We start from the raw sequence: 18,109 nt of genomic DNA, 5'->3' as shown, positions 1-18,109 counted from the left end.
CCCGGCGCTTTGAGGTGGCGCCCGTAGCGGGAGCGACCAGCTATCAGTGGACGGTTTCGCCGGCCAACCTGACCCCCAGCGGCACCGTGACCACCAGCGTGCCGTATCTGGACATTACCGCGCCGGGCAACAACTTGTTGCCGAACGGAGAAGTCCGGGTAACGGCTTCTTCCGCCGGCTGCGCTACGTCGGCCCCGGCCATAATGCGGTTTCAGATTGGGGCCGGCACCACTGAGTTTCGCAGCTCCGCTACTCCCTACGGCTACGTCTGCGCCGGTATGCCGGTGGTCTTCGAGGTGACGCGCGTCAATGCCCGGGGCGAGGAGACGTCGGCCTGGTTTATCGATGAGGTATATCAGGGCAGCAATATCGGCCAGTTTCAGGTGCTGGCCCCAGCGGCCGGCCAGGCCACCTACGTGCGCGTAGAAATTATCAACTCCCGCGGGGGGCAGATGGGGTTTGGGTAGATGATATACGGCACCAGCGAAATTGATGGTCTGCCCTGCCAGCTGCCACGGACGGCTCCGGCAGAACCCACGGTGGCGTATCCTAATCCGGCCGACGCGGAGCTGGTACTGGAGCAGGCCCCCGGCGTTTTGCTGACTGTCTACAACAGCCAGGGGCAGATCGTGCATAGCGGTAAAAGCGGCCCGCCCTTCGAGAAGATAGACACGCACCGCTGGCCTGCGGGCTTGTATTACCTGCACACGCAACGCAACCAGGAAATCCGGCGGCAGCAAATCCGCATTGAGCACCGGTAAGTACCGCTGTACTCTGCTACCCGAAGCAGCCACCTCGTCCTGAAGTGGCTGCTTCATTTTCTCTTTATCCCACACCAGGATAGTCAGGTTCTGCAGCCCGCCGAAAGACCTGCCAGGAAAAGGGCGGCCGCGCCCGCGGATTGGGGTAAAGGCAGGCGGTGATATTGAAAGGCATCCTGCCCTACCACTCCCCGCTGGCGCCGCCGCCGCCGGAGCTGCCGCCGCCGAAACCGCCGAAGCCGCCCCCACCGCCGCCGCCACCGCCGCCGAATCCGCCGCCACCGAAGCCGCCGCGGCCACCGAGGAAATCACCGAAGATGATGGGTGGGATCATGGCGCCGCCGAAGCCGCCGCTGCGCCGTCCGCCGCCACCACCCCCGCCGCCGCGGCTGCGCAGGATAATGAACAGCACCAGCGCGCCGATAATCAGCCAGAACTTCCAGCCGCCGCCGCTGTCGTCGCTGCTGCCGCGGGTGGGGGGCGCCTGGTCAGCCTTGTACTCGCCTTTGGCCAGGGCAATCAGCTGGTCGGTGGCGCGGTTCAGCCCTTCGTAGTACTGCTTCTCACGGAAAGCCGGGACGATGGTGCTGGAGATGATGCGCTTGGCCAGGGCATCGGGCACGGCGCCTTCCAGGCCGTAGCCGGTCTGAATACGGGCCCGGTGCTCCTGCTCGGCTATCAGCAGCAGAATGCCGTTGTTGTTGCTCTTCTGGCCGATGCCCCAGCTTTCGTACAGCTTCTGGGCGTAGTCGGCAATTTCGTAGTCGCCGAGCGTGGCCACGGTGACCACGGCAATCTGGGACGACGTGGAATCATTGTAGGCCACCAGCTTCCGCTCGAGGGCCTGAATCTCGTCGGGCCGCAGCATCCCGGCCAGGTCGTTGACGAGGCGCGGCGGGTTGGGGCGCGGCGGCAATTCCTGCGCCCGTCCCGGCACCAGAGCGCCGATGACCAGCAACAAAACCAGCACCAGCCGGCGCCAAAGACCGCGGGGCGGTAAAACGGGGGAGTTGTTCATACGCGCGGCGGCTTGGCGTCGCCAATCGAGATAGAGTCGTCGAGTTCGTTGCGGTCGGTGGCGGCGTTGTAGGGGAAGTGGCGCTGCAATTGCTCGCCCACCATTCTGATGCCGCGCTCCAGACCCAGCACGAATTTGCCGAGGCGAAACTGCTCCAGCACGGTTTCCTTGGTGATTTCCCAGAATTCGTCCGACACGGCGGAGTTGATGCCCGCGTCGCCGATAACGGCAAACTGCCGGGTATCCCAGGCCAGGTAAAACAGCACGCCGTTGCGCCGCGCCGTTTTGTGCATGTTGAGCTCGGCAAACACCTGGGCCGCCCGGTCCAGGGGCTCGGGAGTGGGACAGGAGTCTTCCAGGTGAACCCGGATTTCGCCGGAAGTCGTGATTTCCGCCTGCCGGATGGCCGCGACCAGCGCCGCCTCCTGCTCCGGGGTGAGAGGGTTGTTCATGTGGTTGGTTTTTGGTTATTCGTTTTTGGTTTTTGGCTTCGGCCGACAAAGGCCAAAAACCAAAAACCAAAAACCAAAAACGAACTTAGAACTGGACCGTCGGGGCTTTCTGCGAGGCGGCGTCGGCTTCGAAGTACGGCTTCTCGGCAAAGCCGAACAGGCCGGCAAACAGGTTGTTGGGGAACGACTTCACGTAGGCATTGTAGTCGTTGGTGGTGGCGTTGAACTTGCCGCGCTCCACGTTGATGCGGTTTTCGGTGCCTTCAATCTGGGCCTGCAGCTCCTGGAAGTTGGCGTTGGCCTTCAGCTCCGGATAGTTCTCCGACACGGCCAGCAAACGGCCCAGGCCGGCACTCACCTGACTCTGGGCTTCCTGGAATTTCTTGATGTTCTCGGGCGTCAGCTGGTCGGCGGACAGCTGCACGCTGGTGGCTTTGGCCCGGGCGTTGATGACGTCGGTCAGGGTTGACTTCTCGAAGTTGGCGGCGCCTTTCACGGTATTGACCAGGTTCGGAATCAGGTCGGCGCGGCGCTGGTAGCTGTTCTGCACGTTGGCCCACTGGGCTTTCACGGCCTGGTCTTTAGACACCATCGAGTTGTAGCCGCACGACGATTGGGACAGCAGGACCACCAGCGCGAAGAAGTAGAGAAGAAGACGTTTCATGGGGGAAAGAAATAGGATTTGGGGAAAGGAAGGGAAAGACGGCGGAAGCGCGAAAACCCGCAGGGCCCGCGGCGGGTTACGACCAAGCCACGGCCCGGTGCGCTGCAAAGTACGCATTCAGGTCGTCGCAGTTGTGTTGTGGCGCGCGTTGCTGCGCAATGATTGATTACTTTGCGGACTTACTGCTAGCGTCCCCGTTCATGAAAGCTGTTATTCCCGTTGCTGGTATTGGGTCGCGCCTGCGTCCGCACACGCATACCCAGCCCAAGTCGCTGGTGCCCGTGGCCGGCAACACCATTCTGGGCCACATCATCGACCGGCTGCGGGCGGCCGGCATTGAGGAGTTCGTCTTCATCATCGGCTACCTGGGGGAGAAGATTGAAAATTATGTGCGCCGCCAGTACCCCGAGCTGAAGTCCACGTTCGTGGTGCAGGAGCCGCGCGAAGGCATCGGCCACGCCCTGTGGCTGGCCCGCGAAACGTTCCGCCACGAGAAGGACGGCGTGCTGATTATGCTCGGCGACACCATCGTGGACGTCGACCTGCCGCAGCTGCTGCAACTGCCGGGCAGCGTGCTGGCGGTGAAGGAAGTGAAAACCCCGAGCATGTTTGGCCTGGTCGAAATCGGCGCCAAGGGAAAGGTGACGAAAGTGGTGGAGAAGCCCCGGATTCCGAAGTCGAACTACGCCCTGGTGGGGCTGTATAAGATTGACGACCCGGCGTGGCTGGCCTCGGCCCTGGAGCGCATCGTGGAGCAGGACCAGCGCACCCACCACGAGTTTCAGCTTACCGACGCGCTGATGCTGATGATCAACGACGGGGCCCAGATGACCACGGCCTCGGTAGATAACTGGTTCGACTGCGGCCGCAAAGACACGCTGCTCGAAGCCAACGCCCGCCTGCTCAACCGCCCCGAGTTTCTGGAGCGGCAGTACTCGGAGTTCCCCGATACCATCATCATTCCTCCCGTCAGCATCGGCAAGGACTGCCAGATTTCGCACTCCATCATCGGCCCCAACGTCGCCATCGGCGACCGGACCATCGTGAAGAACACCATCCTGAGCAATTCCATCATCGGCTCCTACAGCGAGCTGGGCCAGGCCGTGATGCACGACTGCATAGTGGGCTCCGACGCCTCGTTCCGGGGCCTGAACCACAGTCTGAACATCGGCGACAACACCGAAATCGACTACAGCTAGGCAGTTTCCTTTCGCCCGATTTCGCTCCGGAGCGCGGGACGTTTCCCAAAGCCCCGCCGCTTTACTGAATCAGTAGGGCGGTGGGGCTTTGGCGTTGTGGCACAGTTTTGTCGGGTGGGCGGGCCCGGCTTCGAAGGGGAAGCAGCGGCTACATGCGGTTTTTGCCATAAAATTTTATAGCCTTACATCCGTTCCCCACAACCTGTCGGGCTTCCCGGCAGTACGCACAGGGCAACATCCGTTGACGGCTCTTACTTTGTTCGAATGCATTTGACCAGCTCTTTCCGCCTGTTTCCTGCTCTGGCCCTCGGGCTGCTGCTGGCGGGCTGCTACTCCCGCTCCGATATGAAGGGCGAAACCAGCGCGGCTGCCCCACCCGCCGAAACGCCGGCCGCGGAAGTGCCGAAAGAAACTGCCGCCGCCGCCGCGGTGGAGCCTCCGGCCGCTCCGGCCATTCCCCCGGCGGCTGGTCCGCTGGCGCAGGTGAATGTGTTTCTGGAAGTGTCGGGCTCGATGGAAGGCTTCATGCCTAAAACCGGCGCGGATGCCTCCAACACCCGCTTTCAGCAGCACGTGGCCCAGTTTCTGTCGGAAGTAAACCGCAGCAGCGCGGCCCGCAAGACCTACTTCCGCATCAAGGAGAAGCCCTACCGCGACTCGTACCAGCTGCTGTCCCAGACCGTGCGCGGCGGTATTCAGCAGCCGGCCAGCAGCACCAACATTCCCACCGTGCTCGATACGCTGGTAAGCGGCTACTACGCCCCCAACACGGTGAACGTGCTGATTTCGGACTTCATCTACTCCCCGAAAAACGCCGGGGCCATTCCCTACATCAGCACCGACGTCACCGACGCCCTGAACCGCACCCAGCGGGCCGACTTAGCCGTGTCGGTCTACGGCTACACCTCGGACTTCCGGGGCGCGTTCTATCCGGCGCTCAAAACCGCGGTGAAGAAAATCAATAGCTGCTGCGACACGGCTATTCCCTACTATTTCTGGGTGATTGGGCCCGCCGACGCGGTGCGGCGCTTCGATGCCGCGCTCATGGAGCGCCAGCCGGGGCAGCAGGCCCACTTCGGGGTGAAGTATCCGGTGCCGGCCTCGTCGCTGCTGAATCGTTTTCAGAACGTGGGCGCCTGGTATTACGGCGAGAAAGATGCCAGCAAGCGCGCGGCGGGGGCGGCCTACCATACCGTGGCCATCAGCAGCGTATCGACTAAGGAGCCGGTGGAGTTCGTGGTGGGGCTGGACCTGAAAACCCTGCCGGGTCTGTACCGCGACGTGAACTACCTGAAAACCAACCTGAAGCTCCGGGCTCAGGATACCGACGCGAAGATCAGCAGCGTGTTTGCCGCCAACGACCAGACGAAAAACAGTAGCGGCGCCGAAAATCAGTACACGCATTTCGTGAAAGTGCGCGTTACGAAGCTCGGCAAGGCCGCCCGCCCCCTCCAGCTTATGCTCAACGACCAACGCCCGGCCTGGATCAGCCAGTGGACCACCAAAAACGACAGCAACATCAACCAGGCCGGGGCCAAAACCTTCGCCCTGAGCAGCCTCGTCGACGGGGTGGCGGCCGTCACCACCACTGAGCAGGGCCAGCAGCCGGTTTTCGTCGTTCCGCTCATCCTGCAGCCCGCCGATTAATTAACGCGGACTGCCGGTTGCCGTATCAACCGCACGGCCGGGCTTTCCTTTCCTGAACCCCTTCCACCACTCGCAAACCCGATTTGCGCCATATTCCGCCCCATGAAAAGCTTCTTCCGCTTTCTGTACGAACTGATCGGTACCCCGCAGCCATCCTCCGAAACGCCCGTGTACCGGGAGGTTATTTTCCCCAACGTGGGCCTGCTTACGCTCGGTCTTTCGCTGGGCATGGTGCTGATTTTCTACTATCTCATCAACCGCGCTATGGGCGTGGCTACCTTCAACAAGCTGCGTCACTGGGTAATATTTCTGGTGCTCAACGCCGTGCTGGCCTTCATCATCGGCATCACGCAGGCCAACTCCCAGGCCGTGGCCTCGCACTCCTACATCTACTGGATGGCGACCTGGAACGCCATCATTGGGCTGGTCTGGTTCTTCCTGTTCTCCGCCCTGCTCAAGCGCGGCTCGACCAACGCCAGCACGACTCCTTTTTAAGTCATTAGTATTGAGTAGGTGGTATTGAGTAGTGAGACAATGGACGCAACCCTCAGTTGCGCGGTTTTGCCTCATTCCCTTATCTAACTACTCACTACTTACTACTCCCTACTAGACATGGCTAAACTGTTCATTTTCGGCATTGGCGGCACCGGCTCCCGCGTCATCCGCTCCCTGACCATGCTGCTGGCCTCGGGCGTGAAGCTCGCCAACTGCGACCGGGTGGTGCCCATCATCATCGACCCCGACGCCCACAACGGCGACATGAACCGCACGGTGGATATGCTCAAGAGCTACCAGCAGATCTACCAGCACCTGGGCCCCCGCGACGACGGCTTCTTCCAGACCGACATCAGCACGCTGAGCAGCATCTCGGCCGATACCAACGGCGGGGTGAAGGACACGTTCGTGTTCGACTTCGGCGGCATCAACCAGAGCTTCCGCCAGTACCTGAGCTACGACCAGCTGTCCGTTGATTCCAAGGGCCTGGTGGAGCTGCTCTTCACCCAGGATAACCTGGAAAGCCCGCTCACCATTGGCTTCCGCGGCTCGCCCAACGTGGGCAGCATCGTGCTGAACAAGGTGGTGGAGTCGCCGGAAATCCGGTTTTTCGCCGATAACTTCCAGGCCGGGGACCGGGTGTTCTTCATCTCCAGCATCTTCGGAGGGACGGGTGCCGCGGGCTTCCCGCTGCTGCTCAAAAACCTGAAGGACCCCAACACCCGCCTCAGCAACTCGGGCTACCTGCGCTCGGCCCTCACCGGCGCCGTGACGGTGATGCCCTACTTCGCGCTCCAGAGTGAGGATAACTCGGTTATCGACTCCAACTCTTTCCTGACCAAGACCAAGGCCGCGCTCAGCTACTACGAGCACAACCTGCCGGGCCTCGACGCGCTGTACTACCTGGCCGACACGCCCGACACGCCCTACGAAAACCAGCCCGGCGGCACGGCCCAGCGCAACAAGGCCCACCTTATCGAGCTGCTGGCCGCCCTGAGCGTGGTAGACTTCATGCAGTACTCCGACGCCGAGCTGCGCAACGGTGCCCCGCACTTCCACGAGTACGGCCTCGGCACCGACACTCAGGATCTGAACTTCAGCCACCTGCCCGACGAAAGCCGGGAGCTGATTGCCAAGCACCTGACCCAGCTGCTCTACTTCTCGCGCTACCACAAGCAGCACCTGCCCACCGACAAGGCGCCCTACCACGACAACCTGAACCTGGCCCACGCCCTGCGCAACGAGCCCATCTTCAAGGAGCTCAACAACTTCCTCCACAGCCCCGAGTACGGCGTGGACGAATGGCTGAAGGAGCTCAGCCAGAACCGCCGCGCCTTCCGCCCCTTCGACCTGACCACCGACGACTTCAACGCCATGATTGCGGGCAAGCCGGTGGAGAAAAAGTGGAACGACTTCTTCAACAAGGGCCTCAGCCAGAACTACTTCCTCAATCAGCTCAACGACGCCGCCAAATCCATCCAGGAGCCCGACAGCTTCCGCAAGCTCGTCGCCCTGTTCGATCAGGTGACCGACAAGGCGTTTGAGGAAAAGGTGAAAGTGGTGTAGCCCCTCCCCAACCCCTCCCCTGTGGGGAGGGGCTCTAGTTGTAGTTTCCTAGTTCAAAATCTAAATACCCCGAATACCTTCGTCAGGCTCTCCCTCTCCCAAAGGGGAGGGGGCCGGGTGGTGGGGCTGATATATGCCCAAAGTCCTTCGTCTTCACAACAACGGTTCCCAGCAGGTGCAGGGCTGGCAGAAAACTGCGCCCATCACCAGCACCGAAATCAACACCGTCACCGACCCCACGGGCGGGCGGGCCAGGAACGTGGCGGTGAGCATTCCGACGCCGTTTGCGCGGATGCACCTCTTTGAAACGGCTTTCGACTTCCTGGCCCGGGAAGGGCAGCGCAACCCCGGCTCGGTGTACCATGAGCTGGTGTCGCACTTCTGGGACCTGTTTGAAATCCTCTACAACTACAACCTCTACACCCAGGCCGGCCGCAAAATCACGCTGCGCCGCTGGAACGTGGAGGCCGAGTTGAAGCGGATGCAGCAGGACGAAGGCACCCGCCTGCTGGGCGAAACCCTGCGCCTGTTCCTGCAGGACGACCGGTTCCGCGACTTCTCGGATATGTACCTCGTGTTCTACGAGTCGCCGAATATGCCCGGCGGGCCCCAACTGCTGGGCGGCACCTCCCCGCTGACGCTACTGTTCACGGCCCCGGCCGTGCGCCAGCTGGATCTGGAGCGCGCCCAGGCCAAGGGACATTACTTCGATAATCAGGTGGTGTTGCTCGAAGACCGTTCGCCGGCCTTCCGGGAGTTTATCTACGAGCTGTTTCTGGCCTACCCGCAGCTCCAGCGCCGGGAGTTTGCCGGCAGTGTGTTTGCCGGACTGGACCGCAACCTCATCAACCAGATGCAGATGCAGGGCGACCATACGGCCCAGCAGTTTGCCACCAAGTACCCCGCCATTGCCGACTTCCAGGGCAACCTGGCCAGCGTGAAGTACGTGCCGCTGCCGAGCCGCGCCGACCAGTCGGCCGTGACCAGCTCCGACCTGTTCATCGCGCCCACGCGGCACACCAACCAGAGCCGGCCCACGCCGCTGGTGCTGCGCCCCAACCTGACCATGCAGGGCGCCAACTACCTCAACGGCCAGCCCTGGGACGACCGCACGCCGGTGCCCTACGCCGACGAGCTGACCCTGGAAAACCGCGTGCTGCCCGGCAAAGGCTTCAAATATCCTTACCTCACCGTCGGCGACTTCCTGGAGGATGCCCTGGTGGAGCTGCCCTACGAGCTGAACGCCCAGCGCTTCCACACCGGCAAGGTCACGTTCCAGTACGGGGCCGACACCCAGGGCCGGGCGCGTTTCCCCTACCTGCTGCCCCTGCGCCAGACGTTCTTCGAGTACTTCACCGACCACGACCTGGCCGAGCTGCTCACCTTCACCATCGACCTGAACCACGTGCGCATCACGCTGCGGATTCCGGTGCAGGGCGGCCGCTTCATCACCTTCGAGCGCAGCTACTACCAGAACCCCCAGAACCCGAAAGATGCGCAGGGCCGGGAGATTCCCGAGAAGGGCCGCATCGTGAAGGCCAACATCGGCCTGGGCGTGTTCCCGTTCTACAAGATGCGGGCCCAGCCCGAATACAACGACTTCTACAAGGTGATGCTCGTGGACGCCGACAACTCGCCCACCATGCTCCAGCGCCGCTACGACCTCACGTTCTTCGTGGGCGGCGAGCGGCTCACCGACCAGGGCGCGGCACGGAAAGCCACCAAGTTTGAGCGCACCCAGAAGAGCGTTTCCACGGCCGGCAGCACCTACTACGAAATCACCGGCACCCACTTCGACCTCGCCGAGCTGACCTGCCCGCCGGCCTTCCACGGCGCACCGCCGGCCCGCGGCCTCATCGTGCCGCGCTGGCGGGAGCTGGACCGCGGCACCCGCCGCTTCACCTTCGCCGTCGACTTCGGCACCAGCAACACCCACGTAGCGTACGCCGATGGCCCGTCGGCGCACCCGCGCCCGTTCACCATCGGCGAGGCTGATTTGCAGATGGAGCTGCTCAACGCCCCACTGCCCGACACGGGCTACTCGGCCTTCCAGCGCTACATGCGCGGCCCCGGCCAGCTGTTCGATATTCCGCTGATTCAGAACCGCGAGTTCGTGCCCAGCATCATCGGCGAGGCCGGATCGGTGTATGAATTCCCAATTCGGACCGCCGTGTGCGAGACGAACTCCTATGCCAATGAGCCGAGCAAGGTGCTCAGCAACATCAACATCGGCTTCAGCATCAACACCGAAACCGGGCAGCCGCCCCAGAACCGCTTCGTAACCAACCTGAAGTGGAGCGCCGAGCTGGACCCGCAGGGCGTGAACCGCATTGCGGCCTTCTTCAAGGAGATTCTGCTGCTGATGAAGCACAAGGCAGCCATGCAGGGCGGCATCCTGGAAGACACCCGCGTGGTGTGGTTTGCCCCGCTGAGCTTTGACATGTTTCTGCGCAACCAGTTCCAGCAGGTCTGGGACGAGGCGTTCCAGCAGATTTTCCGGGCCCGCCGCCCCACCCAGTGCATTTCGGAGTCGGTGGCGCCGTACTACTACCTCACGGCCACCAACCAGGTGGTGCCCAACCGCGACGAAAACGTCATCAACATCGACATCGGCGGCGGCACCACCGACCTGCTGATCTTCGCCGACCAGAAGCCCGCCTTCAGCTCGTCCTTCCGCTTCGCCGGCGACGACCTCTGGGGCGACGGCTACGCCCGGGTGCAGGGCGCGCCCAAGCAGAACGGCCTGCTCCGCCTCGGCGTGCAGTACGTGGAAAGCCTGCCCGACTCGGAGGAAAACCAGGAGTACAAGGGCTACCTGCGGGCCGCCCTGCAAAACCCCGACTTTGGCTCGGCCGACGTGACCAGCCTGCTGTTCACCTACAACGACGCGCTGCGCTTCACTCAGAGCCTTGGCCTGGGCAAGGGGCGGCAGCTGCGGGTGCTGTTTTACCTGCATTACACGGCCATCGTCTACCACGTGGCGCAGCTCGTGCAGCACCTGGGCCTCAAGCCCCCGCGCTACCTGTGCTTCTCGGGCAAGGGCAGCCTGTACCTGCGCATCCTCAGCGGCGGGGCCAGCATGGCCGCCATCGAGAAGATCAGCAAAGCCGTGTTCAAGGCCGCCACGGGCCAGGAAGCCCCCCAGAACTTCCGCGTAATCCTGGCCGACAACCCCAAGGAGGCTACCACCAACGGCGGGGTGCTGTTCGAGGAAAGCGCCACCAGCGCCGCCGACTTCGACCAGATCCGGACCGTGAAGCTCAACGGCGCTCTGGAAGGTCAGGACATCGACACCGCCCGCCTGAAAATGCCGCAGGTGGATGCCGACCTCAAGCAAAGCATCATCGACAACACCAAGCGCTTCCTGGACATCGTGCTCGACGACGACGACGTGGCCCCGCTCATGCGCGAAGTCGGCGTGGACGTGGACCGGCAGCGCATCAAGGAGCTGCTGTTGCGCGAAATCGAGGACAGCCTCAACCTGGGCCTGCACCAGATTGGCCGCAACCTCGGCCAGGGCGAAACCCTGCCCGAAACGCTGTTCTTCTACCCCATGAAACAGGCGTTGTATAACCTGAGCCGGGAGCTGATTTCGAACGGGTAAAGCAAGACTGCTAGAACAAAATCGTCTGTCATGCTGAGCGAAGTCGAAGCATCTCGCGTGCAATGGCATTGTCATGCTGAGCGAAGTCGAAGCATCTCGCGTGCTGACGTCTGATTAGCAATCCAACGACACCACGCGAGATGCTTCGGCTTCGCTCAGCATGACGATCGAAACAAACAACAAAAACCAGCGTCCCTATTCCTTTCCCGCTGCTATGACTCTTCCCCGCCGCGTCCTTGCCCTGCTCATCGGTCTGCTGCTCACCACGGCCAGCTACGCCCAAACGCCCCTGGGCCAGCCCACGCTCGACGAGCAGAAAACCCAGATCTGGTGCGCCACGATGAAGTTCGTGTACGGCGACACCGGCCGGCCCAACCTGCAAAGCACCCTGCGCTGCGGCGGCACCCTGAAGGAGCTGGCCAACAGTATCAAGGCCGACAGTCAGAAGGTATACAGCATGCTCTACCAGCCGCTCGAAGGCCGGGGTACCATGTATAATGGTCTGGGCTCGGATAAGGCGCGGCTGCAGAAGCTGGCCACCGAAATCATCACCAAGCTGAAAGCCTCCCCGGCCCGCCGCAAGGACAACGCCCGCATGCAGGGCGTGCAGAACCTGGAAGCCCAGCTGAAAGGCTACGTCGAAAACGGCACCCCGCCCACCGACGTGGCCTCCAGCCTGACCGACGACCAGACCGACCTCGTTGATACCACCGCCACCGACGAAACCATGGCGGCAGATGCGGGAGCTGGCCTGGGCGGTGAGCAGGACCAGGCCAATGGCGTAGCGCCGCGCCCGGCTGCCGGCGAAAGCCTGATGAGCAAGTTCTTCGCCCCGCTGGCCCTGATTCTGTCGCTGCTGAGCTTGTTTCTCTACGTCATGCTGCGCCGCAGCATCAGCGACCTGGGTAGCCGCGCCGACCGCCACCGCAGTGAGCTGGAATCAGTGAAGGCTTCCGCCGGCGGCGCTATGCCGGCCCGCCCGGTGTCGGCCGCCAAAGGAATGACGCCGGAGCTGCAGCGCGAGATTGAGAAGCTGGTGCAGCAGCGCGTGGCTGAAGAGCTGGGTAAGCGGCCGGCCGGCAATCAGCAGCTCCAGAATCAGAACCAGGGAAAGCAGCAGAATCAGCCGCGTAACCAAGGCAACCAGCCGCAGGGCAACCAGCCGCAAGGCAACCAGCAGCGGCAAGCCCCGCCGGTAGCGGCTCCCGCGCCCCAGACGCAGCCGCAGAATGTAGCCAAGCCTGCGCCAACCCTACCACCTGCTACGCCGGTAGCTGCGCCTGAGTCATTTCAGGAAACAGCCGTTACGCCGCCGATACTGCCCGTTGGCTCCCCCGCCAGCGCCCCCCGCGACGAATTCGACAGCCTGATTCCGCCGGTTCAGCTACCGGCTACGGACTGGTCGGCTGCCACGGCCCCGCTGCCCCCAGTCGCCGCGCCGGCTGCGCCCATGCCGACGCGCTACTACGCCAAGGTGCCCGTCAACGGCAGCTTCAGCGACTACGATCTGCAGGACCAGCCCCAGCACGACAGCATCTACGAAATAACCCCCGACCCCCGGGTGCCCGAGCGCGCCACGTTCCGCGTCACGTCCAACTCCGCCGTGCACGCCTACGCCATTCAGAGCGCCCAGTACTCCCTGCGCGAAGCCTGCCTCTACCAGCAGCCCAACGGCCCCGTGACGCGCATCGTGACGGAAAAGGACGGTACGCTGGTGAAGAGCGGCGGGGCCTGGCAGATTGAGCAGAAGGCGGCTATCCGGTTTGAGTAGGGGTAGGAGAAAACCACAGGGCGGTCATGCTGAGCGAAGCCGAAGCATCTCGCGTGGCGTCGTTGGATTACTATTCATACGTCAGCCCGCAAGATGCTTCGGCTTCGCTCAGCATGACGTTCTTTTTTGCAGATTGATTCGTAGGTCAGCGTATTTGCGCTGACCTTTGTGCTTCGTTTCCGTTGAAGTTTCCATGCTCGAAATAACCCTCGAAGTCGTTGTCGTTGCCATTGTCGTGGGCCTGCAGATTCGCGCGTTTCTGCAAACCCGGGCTCAGGCGCAGCGGCTAAGCCAGCTGTACCCGGCCAAGGACGCCCTGCGGGTGGAGCGGCGGCTGGTAACGCCCACCGGCGAAGACCTGCCCGATTATGCCGCCAACGCCCCGGAAGGCTCCTTTCCGGTGGAAATCATCAAAGCCGAGGCCGTGTCGGAAGGCTTCCACGAAATCATGGCCGACACCAACGGCTACCTGCGCTACAACAAGGGCGCGGCGGACTTCAGCATCCTCAAGGATATTTCGGAGCGCCAGAGTCAGGTAATGGAAAACGCGGTGCAGGCCAACGTCGCCACTCCCCTGTATCTGGGTTTGCTGGGTACGTTTCTGGGCGTGATTCTGGGCCTCGTGGGCATTGCCCGCAACGGCGTATCCGACGACGAGGCGCTGACGCCCTTCCTGACCGGCGTGCTCATCGCCATGGCCGGCTCCTTCGTGGGGCTGCTGCTCACGCTGCTCGGCAACGGCCTCGTGCGCAACGCCCACCAGCGCCTCGACCAGGCCCGGAACCATTACTACACCTTCCTGCAGGCCCGCCTGCTGCCCATCCTGCACTCCGACATGGCCGGCAGCCTGTCGAACCTGAAGGGCGTACTCGACGCGTTCAACCAGGATTTCGTGAGCAAAGTCGTCCTCTTCGAGCCCGTGATTGGAACGCTGACGGAAAACGTGAAAGTGCAGCGCGACTTCCTGCTGCGGCTCAACGAAATCGGGTTCGACAAGATGGCCAACGCCAACGTGGCCGTGTTTGAGAAAGTGAGCCAGTCGGCCGAAATGTTCGGGCAGTTTGTGGGCTACCAGCAGCGGCTGAATGAGATGCTGGAAGACGGCACCGCTACCGCCCAGGCCGTGAGCAGCATCCTCGACCGGCTCGTGGGCTTCGAGCGGGGCATCAACAACGTGGGCCAGTACATCGGCCAGCACGACAACCTGGTGCAGGCCCAGCTCGACTTCTTCCAGCGCCACCAGCAGGAAATGACCAACGTGGCCGCCCGCACCGAGCAGTACTTCGACGAAGCCACCGGCCGCCTCACCGACCTGATGCAGCAGCGCCTGAGCTTCCACGAGCGCGACGCCCAGCAGGCCTACGAAAAGTGGAGCCAGCACTTCCAGGAGCTCAACAAGGACAACGTCTTCGACCGGATCCGCCAGTACCTGGAGCCCTTCCAGAATCTCAACGCCCAGCAGGACGTGCTCGGCCGCGAAGTATCGGCCACCCAGCGGGAACTGCTGCGCAAAATTGAGCTGGACTCCCAGATTCAGGCCAAGCTGCTGCTCGAATTGTCGAACCTGAATACGGTGCTGGTAAAGGCGACTTCCAAGAACCGGTTTCAGCGGTTTATGGACAGCTTATTTGGCGGGGTGAAGCCGGTGTAGTAATTGCCATTTAGCACGTCATGCTGAGCGAAGCCGAAGCATCTCGCGTGCTGACGTTGCCAAAGTAACTGTCATCCTGAGCAGCGCGAAGGACCTTATACCAGTTGAACGACTTTCATTGTGGCGGCTCGTTCTGCCCTGATAAGGTCCTTCGCTTTGCTCAGGATGACAATAGTAATCCAACGACGCCACGCGAGATTCCTCGACTTCGCTCGGAATGACGGCCAGTTAGAACACCAATAAAAACCATGAACGACCCGCAAAACCGCTCTTCCAACGATTTCTTCTGGCCCAGCTACGTGGACCTGATGACGTCCTTGTTCGTGGTGATGCTGGTGCTGTTCGTATATAGCTTCAAGCTGTTCAAGGAGCGGGAAAGTGATTTGAAAAAAGCCAACGGCGAGCTGAAAGCCAAGGCCGAGGAGCTGGAGCAGATAACCAAGATCCGCCGCTCCCTGCAGCGCCTGGAGGGCAAGTACTTTAAATATGACCCCACGCTGGAGCGCCACGAGCTGCTGGTGCCGGTGCAGTTCAAGGCCGGGCGCGACGAAATTCAGGATGCCTACAAACCCGCTCTGCTCCAGGCCGGCCGCACCCTGCGCTCGGTGCTTAAAACCATCAAGACCGAGCAGCCCGTGCGCTACCTCGTGATTGTGGAGGGCATGGCCGCGCGCTATGCCGGCAACAATGCCCGCAACCGGGCCGAGGAGCAGCTCACCTACCAGCTCAGCTACCGCCGGGCCCTGAACCTGCTCAACTTCTGGAAGCAGAACGGCCTCGACTTCAGCCAGGACCGCGGCGTGGAGCTCATCATCGGCGGCAGCGGCTTCTTCGGCACGGGCCGCTACGCCGGGGCCCGCGAAGGCCAGAACAAGCGCTTCCTGATTCAGGTGATTCCCAAGATCGGGCGCATGACGAGCCCCGCTCAACCGTAAAACCGGACTCTGCGCTACTCTGCGTACTCTGCGCGAAACAATGCCCGATTGAGCCGAACGCGCTACATTTACCTCTTCCCCGATCTGTTTTCCCTATTCGCGCTATGCGTACTCCCGCCCTCGCCCTGCTGACTCTCACTGCCCTGGCCGCCTGCCGCTCCTCCCAACCCCCCCAGGACGGTGCCTTGCAAACCACTGCTACCACGAACCCGAACCCGACCGAACGGCGGGGGATGGTAGCGAATTTACCCCGCCTCACTGTGGACTACCCCAAAACCCGCAAAGTCAACCACACCGACGACTACCACGGTACCTCCGTTACGGACCCTTACCGCTGGCTGGAAGACCTCGACTCGCCCGAAACCAAAGCCTGGGTCGAAGCCGAGAACAAGGTGACGTTTGGCTACCTCGACCAGATTCCGTTCCGGGAGCAGATCAAGGCCCGCCTCACCAAAATGTGGAACTACGAGCGCTACGGCGTGCCGCAGGTGGAAGGGGCCAACATGTACTTCTCCAAAAACGACGGCCTGCAAAACCAGGCGGTCCTTTACGTGCAGCAGAACGGCGCCGAAGGTCAGCCCGACGTGCTGCTCGACCCCAACAAGTTTTCGGCCGATGGCACCACGGCCCTGGCCGGCACCTACTTCTCCAACGACCACCGCTACCTGGCCTACGCCACCAGCGGCGGCGGCTCCGACTGGCAGAAGCTCAAGGTGATGGATCTGCAAACCCGCAAAACCCTTCCCGACGAGCTGCAGTGGGTGAAAGTATCGGGCGCGGCCTGGTACAAGGACGGCTTTTTCTACAGCCGCTACGACGCGCCCAAGGCCGGGGAAAACCAGCTGTCGGGCAAAAACGAGTTCCACAAGGTCTACTACCACAAGCTGGGCACGCCCCAGAGTGCCGATAAGGTGGTGTACGAAGACAAGGCCATGGCCCTGGGCTTCCGCACCGTGGGCACCACCGAAGACGAGCGGTTCCTGACCCTCTACACCACCGATGGCAAAGCCGACGGCAACCGTCTGGCCGTGCGCGACCTGACCGACGCCAGACAGGCGGCTAAGTTTACCCCCCTGATTGCCAGCTACGAGCACAACAACTCGGTGATTGGCAACGTGGGCGGCCAGCTGCTGGTGCTCACCAACTACAAGGCTCCCCGTTACCGGATTGTGCTGATTGACCCCAAAAAGCCCCAGGAGGCTAACTGGAAAGAAGTTATCGGGCAGGGCGAAAACAAGCTGGAAAACGTGGAGCACGTCGGTGGCCGCCTCGTGGTAACCTACCTCCGGGATGCCAGCAGCCAGATCAAAGTGTACAGCGAAACCGGCGAGTTTCAAAACGACGTGGAGCTGCCAGCCATCGGCACGGCTTCGGGCTTCGGCGGCCGCCGCGATGCGAAGAGCGTGTACTACGCCTTCACCTCCTTCACCTACCCCACCACCATCTACCGCTACGACTTCGCCACCAACACCAGCACCGTGCTGCGGGCCCCGAAGGTGGCTGTGAACCCGGCCGACTACGTGACCACGCAGGTGTTCTACGCCAGTAAGGACGGCACCAAGATTCCGATGTTCATCACCCACAAGAAAGGGGTGCAGCTCAACGGTCAGAATCCGACTTACCTGTATGCCTACGGGGGATTCAATATTTCCCTCACGCCGAGCTTTTCGGTGGTGCGCATGCTGTGGCTCGAAAACGGCGGCATCCTGGCCATTCCTAACCTGCGCGGGGGAGGCGAATACGGCGAAGCCTGGCACCAGGCCGGCATGACGCCCAACAAGCAGAACGTATTCGACGACTTCATTGCCGCCGCCGAGTATCTCAAAGTTCAGAACTACACCGACACCAAGCACCTGGCTATTGCCGGCGGCTCCAACGGCGGCCTGCTGGTAGGCGCCACCATGACCCAGCGCCCCGACCTGGCCCACGTAGCCCTGCCGGCGGTGGGCGTGATGGACATGCTGCGCTACCAGAAGTTCACCATCGGCTGGAACTGGGCGCCGGAGTACGGCACATCCGACAGCTACGCCCAGTTTCAGAACCTCTACAAGTTCTCGCCCCTGCACAGCCTGAAAGGCGGCACCGCCTATCCGGCCACCATGATTACCACCGCCGACCACGACGACCGGGTGGTCCCCGCGCACTCGTTCAAGTACGCGGCCGCGTTGCAGGAAGCCAACTCCGGCCCCAACCCCCAGCTGATTCGGGTGGATGTGAATGCCGGTCACGGCGCGGGCAAAAGTACGGCCCTCCAGATTCAGGAGTGGGCCGACATCTGGTCGTTTGCCTTCCATAACATGGGGGTGAATCCGTATCCTCTGGGACGCTAACCGCGTAGGCAGGTTT

General features: G+C 62.2%; 14 protein-coding genes. 11 read left to right on the top strand and 3 right to left on the bottom strand.

Annotation, left to right across the window (positions count from 1 at the left end; translation table 11 throughout):
* Window positions 1-14: 14 nt before the first annotated feature.
* Both ABD833_RS06375 and ABD833_RS06370 read left to right on the top strand, forming a co-directional pair.
* Window positions 15-467 carry a hypothetical protein gene (locus tag ABD833_RS06375; RefSeq protein ID WP_345071743.1) on the top strand — a complete coding sequence of 151 codons (453 nt, stop codon included), beginning with the start codon at window positions 15-17 and terminating at the stop codon, window positions 465-467.
* Window positions 468-761, top strand: a complete 294-nt coding sequence (locus ABD833_RS06370; RefSeq protein ID WP_345071742.1) for a T9SS type A sorting domain-containing protein — start codon at window positions 468-470, stop codon at window positions 759-761. It begins immediately after the preceding gene.
* A 181-nt stretch (window positions 762-942) separates the two neighbouring features.
* On the opposite strand, the gene ABD833_RS06365 is transcribed toward ABD833_RS06370, so the two are convergent.
* The 3 genes from ABD833_RS06365 to ABD833_RS06355 form a co-directional block, all read right to left on the bottom strand.
* A complete protein-coding gene (locus ABD833_RS06365; RefSeq protein ID WP_345071741.1) occupies window positions 943-1,779 on the bottom strand; it encodes a TPM domain-containing protein in 837 nt (278 codons plus the stop codon).
* Window positions 1,776-2,231, bottom strand: coding sequence for a TPM domain-containing protein (locus tag ABD833_RS06360; RefSeq protein WP_345071740.1), 456 nt, complete (start codon window positions 2,229-2,231; stop codon window positions 1,776-1,778). Before ABD833_RS06360 ends, ABD833_RS06365 begins: the two co-directional genes overlap by 4 nt.
* 85 nt (window positions 2,232-2,316) lie before the next feature.
* Window positions 2,317-2,895 carry a LemA family protein gene (locus ABD833_RS06355; protein WP_345071739.1) on the bottom strand — a complete coding sequence of 193 codons (579 nt, stop codon included), beginning with the start codon at window positions 2,893-2,895 and terminating at the stop codon, window positions 2,317-2,319.
* Window positions 2,896-3,095: 200 nt separating this feature from the next.
* Here ABD833_RS06355 and ABD833_RS06350 point away from each other — a divergent pair, with 200 nt between their 5' ends.
* The 9 genes from ABD833_RS06350 (at window position 3,096) to ABD833_RS06310 (ending at window position 18,093) form a co-directional block, all read left to right on the top strand.
* Window positions 3,096-4,094, top strand: a complete 999-nt coding sequence (locus ABD833_RS06350; RefSeq protein ID WP_345071738.1) for a sugar phosphate nucleotidyltransferase — start codon at window positions 3,096-3,098, stop codon at window positions 4,092-4,094.
* Window positions 4,095-4,364: 270 nt separating this feature from the next.
* Entirely contained in the window at window positions 4,365-5,741 is a 1,377-nt protein-coding gene (locus ABD833_RS06345; RefSeq protein ID WP_345071736.1) for a hypothetical protein, read from the top strand.
* A gap of 102 nt (window positions 5,742-5,843) precedes the next feature.
* Entirely contained in the window at window positions 5,844-6,236 is a 393-nt protein-coding gene (locus ABD833_RS06340) for a hypothetical protein (protein WP_345071735.1), read from the top strand.
* A 117-nt stretch (window positions 6,237-6,353) separates the two neighbouring features.
* Window positions 6,354-7,802 carry a hypothetical protein gene (locus ABD833_RS06335; RefSeq protein ID WP_345071734.1) on the top strand — a complete coding sequence of 483 codons (1,449 nt, stop codon included), beginning with the start codon at window positions 6,354-6,356 and terminating at the stop codon, window positions 7,800-7,802.
* A gap of 133 nt (window positions 7,803-7,935) precedes the next feature.
* Window positions 7,936-11,406 (top strand): hypothetical protein, encoded by a 3,471-nt coding sequence (locus tag ABD833_RS06330; protein WP_345071732.1) that lies wholly within the window; start codon window positions 7,936-7,938, stop codon window positions 11,404-11,406.
* A gap of 214 nt (window positions 11,407-11,620) precedes the next feature.
* Window positions 11,621-13,177 (top strand): hypothetical protein, encoded by a 1,557-nt coding sequence (locus ABD833_RS06325; RefSeq protein WP_345071730.1) that lies wholly within the window; start codon window positions 11,621-11,623, stop codon window positions 13,175-13,177.
* Window positions 13,178-13,370: 193 nt separating this feature from the next.
* The gene (locus ABD833_RS06320) at window positions 13,371-14,828 is read left to right on the top strand and encodes a hypothetical protein (RefSeq protein ID WP_345071729.1); all 1,458 of its coding nucleotides are present in this window, start codon (window positions 13,371-13,373) and stop codon (window positions 14,826-14,828) included.
* A 248-nt stretch (window positions 14,829-15,076) separates the two neighbouring features.
* Entirely contained in the window at window positions 15,077-15,763 is a 687-nt protein-coding gene (locus ABD833_RS06315) for a hypothetical protein (RefSeq protein WP_345071728.1), read from the top strand.
* A 104-nt stretch (window positions 15,764-15,867) separates the two neighbouring features.
* Window positions 15,868-18,093: a prolyl oligopeptidase family serine peptidase gene (locus ABD833_RS06310; RefSeq protein WP_345071727.1), complete on the top strand. Its 2,226-nt coding sequence runs from the start codon at window positions 15,868-15,870 to the stop codon at window positions 18,091-18,093.
* Window positions 18,094-18,109 lie beyond the last annotated feature (16 nt).

Source organism: Hymenobacter fastidiosus, from assembly GCF_039539565.1.
Taxonomy (GTDB): domain Bacteria; phylum Bacteroidota; class Bacteroidia; order Cytophagales; family Hymenobacteraceae; genus Hymenobacter; species Hymenobacter fastidiosus.
Note: the sequence above shows the minus strand (reverse complement) of the source record. Positions and strands in the feature narration are given on the sequence as shown.